The 5,132-nt window shown below is 64.1% G+C and carries 8 protein-coding genes; 7 read left to right on the top strand and 1 reads right to left on the bottom strand.

The window, feature by feature from the left end:
- The first annotated feature begins 101 nt into the window (after positions 1-101).
- The 7 genes from MZTS_RS22550 to MZTS_RS22520 all read left to right on the top strand — a co-directional run bounded on the left by MZTS_RS22550 (position 102) and on the right by MZTS_RS22520 (position 3,809).
- Complete coding sequence (locus MZTS_RS22550; RefSeq protein WP_192285493.1) at positions 102-395, top strand: hypothetical protein; 294 nt, start codon at positions 102-104, stop codon at positions 393-395.
- Positions 395-1,384: a DUF6551 family protein gene (locus MZTS_RS22545; RefSeq protein ID WP_192285492.1), complete on the top strand. Its 990-nt coding sequence runs from the start codon at positions 395-397 to the stop codon at positions 1,382-1,384. Before MZTS_RS22550 ends, MZTS_RS22545 begins: the two co-directional genes overlap by 1 nt.
- On the top strand, positions 1,381-1,830 hold the full coding sequence (locus tag MZTS_RS22540) for a hypothetical protein (RefSeq protein ID WP_192285491.1): 450 nt from the start codon (positions 1,381-1,383) through the stop codon (positions 1,828-1,830). The genes MZTS_RS22545 and MZTS_RS22540 overlap by 4 nt, the downstream gene beginning before the upstream one ends.
- Complete coding sequence (locus MZTS_RS22535) at positions 1,827-2,243, top strand: hypothetical protein (RefSeq protein ID WP_192285490.1); 417 nt, start codon at positions 1,827-1,829, stop codon at positions 2,241-2,243. Before MZTS_RS22540 ends, MZTS_RS22535 begins: the two co-directional genes overlap by 4 nt.
- Positions 2,240-2,572: a hypothetical protein gene (locus MZTS_RS22530; RefSeq protein WP_192285489.1), complete on the top strand. Its 333-nt coding sequence runs from the start codon at positions 2,240-2,242 to the stop codon at positions 2,570-2,572. Before MZTS_RS22535 ends, MZTS_RS22530 begins: the two co-directional genes overlap by 4 nt.
- Positions 2,573-2,925: 353 nt before the next feature.
- Positions 2,926-3,255 carry a DUF4258 domain-containing protein gene (locus MZTS_RS25725; RefSeq protein ID WP_378740016.1) on the top strand — a complete coding sequence of 110 codons (330 nt, stop codon included), beginning with the start codon at positions 2,926-2,928 and terminating at the stop codon, positions 3,253-3,255.
- 53 nt (positions 3,256-3,308) lie between these two features.
- On the top strand, positions 3,309-3,809 hold the full coding sequence (locus tag MZTS_RS22520; RefSeq protein ID WP_192285487.1) for a hypothetical protein: 501 nt from the start codon (positions 3,309-3,311) through the stop codon (positions 3,807-3,809).
- A gap of 44 nt (positions 3,810-3,853) precedes the next feature.
- Here the strand turns inward: MZTS_RS22520 and MZTS_RS22515 are convergent, their stop codons facing one another.
- Complete coding sequence (locus MZTS_RS22515) at positions 3,854-5,113, bottom strand: tyrosine-type recombinase/integrase (protein WP_343068836.1); 1,260 nt, start codon at positions 5,111-5,113, stop codon at positions 3,854-3,856.
- Positions 5,114-5,132 lie beyond the last annotated feature (19 nt).

Here is a 5,132-nt window from a genome sequence, read left to right as displayed (position 1 = left end):
AGTGAGTCAGAGCCCTTTTTCCACGCCGATTCTCATTTCTCCGTGACAAAGACCAGCGACGCTATGCCCGGATCAAGGCGGCAAGGGCTTCACAGAAGCCTGTGGAACCTCTGCCGACGGGATCGGTACTCGCCACCGCCTCGCCGCGCAGTGAAGGCTACGAACTGTTTTCGCGGATCTACGCTGCCGTGCCCTCCAACATGCCCCATGCCTTGCGGATGGAGATCATCAGCGAAACCGCTCTGATGGTCTTGGAAGGCTCGGAGATAAAGGTAGCGGCTGCTGAGGCATCCAAGAATGTCCGCCGGGATGGCAGTCGTCTTCGCTATGCGAAGTCGATCGACGACTGCTTCTGGCTCGCAGACGAATCCCAATCCATGTCGGAGATGCTGTGATGAAGCGCGCTGTCGTTGCTCTTGATCTGCCCGGCGTCGCGCCTGGGCTGCCTCCAACCGCCAAGCCGGAGATCGTCTGGGTGAAACCGGGCGAACTGCTGATCGATGCGACCTACCAGCGCGACCTGTCGGAGCAGTCGATCCGATTGATCCGCCGGATCGTCGAGGGATGGGACTGGCGACGGTTCAAGCCTCCGGTGACGGCACGGACCGAACAGGGGCTGGAGGTCATTGACGGCCAGCACACGGCGATCGCCGCGCAGACCCATGGCGGTATCGGGGAGATCCCGGTCGTGGTCGTCCAGGCAGAGGCGCAGGTCGACCGAGCCCAGGCATTCATCGGCCACAACCGCGATCGTCTCGCCATCACCGCAGTGCAGATGCACGCAGCTGCGGTCGCGGCCGGTGACGAGGACGCCCTGCGCGTAGCTCGGATCTGCGAGGCCGCCGATTTGACGGTCCTACGGATCCCACCGGCCGGAGGCGTCTACAAGCTCCGCACGACGATCGCCGTGGCGGCGGTTCGTGCGCTCGTGGCGGCCGAGAAAGAGGCCGACGCTACGTGGATCCTACGGTCACTCGCCGATGCGAACCTTGCGCCGGTCACGGCCGCCCACATCCGCGCGCTTCAGCACTTGGTCACTGCGGAGGAGTTCGCCGAGGTCGATCGGGATGCCTTGATCCGGGCGATCCAGCTCGCGCCGGGCAAGCTCGCGGAGCAGGAGGCGAAAGAACACGCGGCCGTGCACCGTGTGCCGGTTTGGCGCGGGCTGGCTGCTGTCTGGTTCAAGGCCGCGCGCAAGCTCGGGCGCCGAGCGACGGCCCGCACCGAGGAGCCTACGAGGATGCCCGCTGCCGGTCTCGTTGACGTGCCTGCATGGGTCCCTGACGAACTCGTCGAGCAGTTTTGCAACATCGCCGCGGCCGAGGGCGAGGAGATTGCCGCTGCCAAGGTGCGGAAGCTGAAGCGTGAGGGTCAGCCGGTATGATAGCCGTACTCGCAGAGCGCCCGATCCGTGGCGTAAACGTCGTCATCCTTTCCGATGGGAGGGAGGTTCATATCGACGACATCACCACGGTCGCCGAGGGTCAGACGATCATCGACGATCTCGACGGGGCGATCCTCGGCATCGAGGATCAACTCGCCTACGACGACGGCCGCAATGGTCCGGTCTGGCGCAAGCGGGCCGAGATGGCTCTCAAGAAGAAGCGCCGGCAGCGGCCGGGCCTGCAACAGCGCATCGGCGAGCTTCGGCGGGCGGAGAAGCGTGCCGTCCAGCCCGAGCCCGTCACGTCGCGCAAGGATGCGAAGCGCAAGGCTTTCGTCGACGCGGCGGAGGAGTTGCTGTCGCCGGAGGTCTTCACCGAGGTGTGGGCTCGCGCGGCCGAACGGATGCCGGTGGCCTTCGCCGAGATCGGAGGAAGCGAGGGATGACCGCGCTCCACCGCATCACCCAGGCCGATACCGAAGATCCGGTCTTCGCCGCCATCGCCGCTGCCGACGAGGCTCAGCGTGCGCACCTCGCAGCCCTCGACGGCCTGGATGAAGACGACGACGCGCAGATGCGCCGGGCCAATGCCGCTTCCTACGCGGAGACGGTCGCATTCGAGCGGCTGATGCAGGTCATGCCGACGACGCTGGCCGGCCTGAGGGCTCTGGTCGAGCGCTATGCCGTCGAGGCCGAGGAGACCGAACGCTGGTCTGTAGGCGGTAGCTACCTGCGCCACATCGCCCGAGTGCTAGCATGTGAATCGAAAAGCCCTTTTCGGCCCTCCGAACGGCAATTTCCTGAGTCTCGACAGGAGGTTGTCCGACTGATTCCGAACCGGCTTGGAGGGCTGTCATGACGATTCCCTCCATCATCAATGTCGCCGCAGCTTGGCACGGTCTCCCACCTGCTAAGCGCAACCTCATCGGCGTCATCGTCGTCGACATGGTGTTGCAGGGCTTCATCTCAGGCGAGGCCTACATCGTCGGCGAGCAGCCGGAGGATCTGGCCGTGCTCGACGAGGATATCCGCGGCAACGCCAAGTGCGCCGAGGACGAACTGCTCACCACCCTGACGCAGGTCGTCGAGGCTGCGCTGCCAGACCTCTTCGGCGCGAGCGGCGAAAACCCGCTGTGGTGCGAGAACCCGGGGCCCCGGCCGGCGAGCGGGGAGGGGCGTGCGGCGTGAGGCGCAGGGCCGACCCCGTCACGCCTGAGCGCATCGAGCGCGCCCTTCGCCTTGTCGCCTACCTCGTTGCGCGGGACGACGAGGGAGAGGTGTACCTGCCGATCCTCGACCGATTGGAGGAGGAGCTTGCAGAGTGCCGTCGGCATGAACGACCGCGCGATCGGGCGCGGCGCCTGCTGGCGGCGTCAACGAACGTGCTCCCTACCCCAATCGCCTACTAGCCGCATTTGTCTCAATGTGGCACATTCGATTGATCCCGGATCAACCAATCGGCGTATCCTTCTCCGTCTGCGTCATTGGAACTCTTGTGGTGTTGCGCGCTTACCATTGACAGCGGATCAAGTTCGAACGATATGTCTCCACGTCGCAACCGCCCCACACACCTAAGAGCAGTGTCCACCGACTTCGCAGATGAGGCGGCGCGGCTTCGTGCTCTCGCTTCCAATCCGAGAGTTCGAGTGCGGTACACGAAGCATGCGCTCGAAGAGATGGCTAAGGACTCGCTGGTCCGCATCGATATCGAGAATATGCTCCGACGATGTCGCGTTGTCCTTGTAGAAGAGTCGCAAGGAGAGCTGACATGGCGAGCGCAAGGCTCAGACAACAATGGCGGTATGATAACTGCGGTTGTTGTCGCCTATGAAGAAGAAATCAGTATAAAAATTATCACTGCTTGGTCGTAGAGGCTTGGATTATGATCACTTGCACCGAGTGCGGTAAGGCTATGGAGGAGCGTGTGCTCCCCGAGCACACCGAGGATCTCGGGGGCATCACGGCTGTGCTTGTCGACGCCGTGAGAGAGTATCGCTGCCCGGGATGCGATGCGGTTGAGACCGAGATACCGGACATGCAGGGGCTTGTGCGCTCCGTTGCACTCCTGCGTGCCCTGTTCCCGTATCAGCTTACTGGAGGTGATCTGCGGCTGATGCGGCGCGCCCTGGACATGAACCAGAAGGAGTTTGCTGAAGCTATGGAGCTTACTCCGGAGACCATGAACAGGTGGGAGCGCGGCGGCGGGGCGGGCGGTGCAACCGAGAAGCTACTGCGCCATAACGTGTGTGCGCTGCTTCATAGGTTTGTGCCGGCAATAGACTATGATCCTGCCCAAATCACTAAAATGGCGATAAAGAAATTGCCTGAGGGCGCCGTCATGCCGCCAATCAAAGTGCGCCGAGTAGTCATGAAGCGCGATCATCACCGCGAAGACGCTTGGGACACTCTCTGTGAAGCTGCCTAATCGACCGGCAGGTTGGTAAGTCCAACCTGCCGGGTCACTAGCGGCTAAATCGTGGTGGGTGGCTTGTGCGCGATCCGCTGAAGCCATTCGAGCTTCTGCTTCAGGCTCGGGCCGACGCCGTAGCGAGGGCGGTGGTACTTGTGCCCCATCAGCGCCGCTGCAACCTTGTCGGGCGCCTCCACGGCCGTCAGCCGATCCTCGAAGGTATGGCGGAACGAATAGAGGGTCTGCCCCTTCACCGGCAGCAGGCCACGACCGTGCAGCAGCTTGTTCACGTTCGCCGAGAGCGAGGCCGCTTTGTCGCGGTAGCGCGGAAAGCCGCCAGGACTGGCCTGCGCAGCCATCAGGGAGACGCCCACGAGCGGGATTTCGCGCTCGGACTGATCGGTCTTCATGCGCCGACCATCAGGGCGGACCATGACGTGCGGCACCTCGGCATCGAGCCGGATGGTCTCGGTCGTCAGGTTGCAAGCCTCCGAGAGGCGCAGGCCGGTCTCGATGAGCAGGAAGACGATCAGTCGGGCCTCGTCGTTGAGACCGTCGAGCGCTCCGGCCTCAAGGAATTTCGTCTGCACGAAGGTTGGGTCGAAGGCGACGCGCTGGCCGTTCTTGCCGCCCTTGATCCGCATTTCGGAGAACACGGATTCGAGCCCGAGCCGGCGAGCGCGATCCACCGTGCGGAACATGGTCGCGAGGTGCCCGAAGTCCTTGTTGGCCGTGTCTGGGTCCATCTCCTCATCAAGGACGCGACCCTGCCACCAGTCGCGAAAATCCAGGGCGTTGTTCCGGGTCACGCGGGTCAGCTCCATGTCGCCAACCTGTGCTATGAAGTTCGCCACCGCCCGCTTCTTCGCGTTGGCCCACTTCCGCCTCTGGTCCGGTGACAGGTCGCGCAGTTCGGCGGCGCTCAGCCGCTCAAACTCGCCGAACAGGTCGGACACCATCAGCTTCGGCGGCGCAACGCCGCCGAGGACCGCGCCCTCTGCCACGCGATCATCGGTTTTGCCGGGCTCGGCCAGCGCCTCGACGCGTCGCAGGATCTCGTCCATCGGCAGGCGCGCCACCTCGGCCGCGCCCAGGTATTCGAAGCCCATCCGGCGGGCCATGATCCGCGCTTGATCGTAGCGAGCCTGCGCATCGGCCTTCTGGCCGCCGAGGCTGGCGCGCCAAAACGTCTCCAGTTCCTCGTTGATCTTCTGGGCGGCGCGCCGGGCGCGGACCTTCCGCGGGTCGTCAACGACGCGGATCTTCGTGGACTGCCGGATGACGCCGCGCGGATCGACCTCGGCGAACGCGGCCGGCACGCGCCGCCCAGAAGATCAA

The organism is Methylorubrum zatmanii (assembly GCF_014845115.1).
GTDB lineage: Bacteria > Pseudomonadota > Alphaproteobacteria > Rhizobiales > Beijerinckiaceae > Methylobacterium > Methylobacterium zatmanii.
Note: the sequence above shows the minus strand (reverse complement) of the source record. Positions and strands in the feature narration are given on the sequence as shown.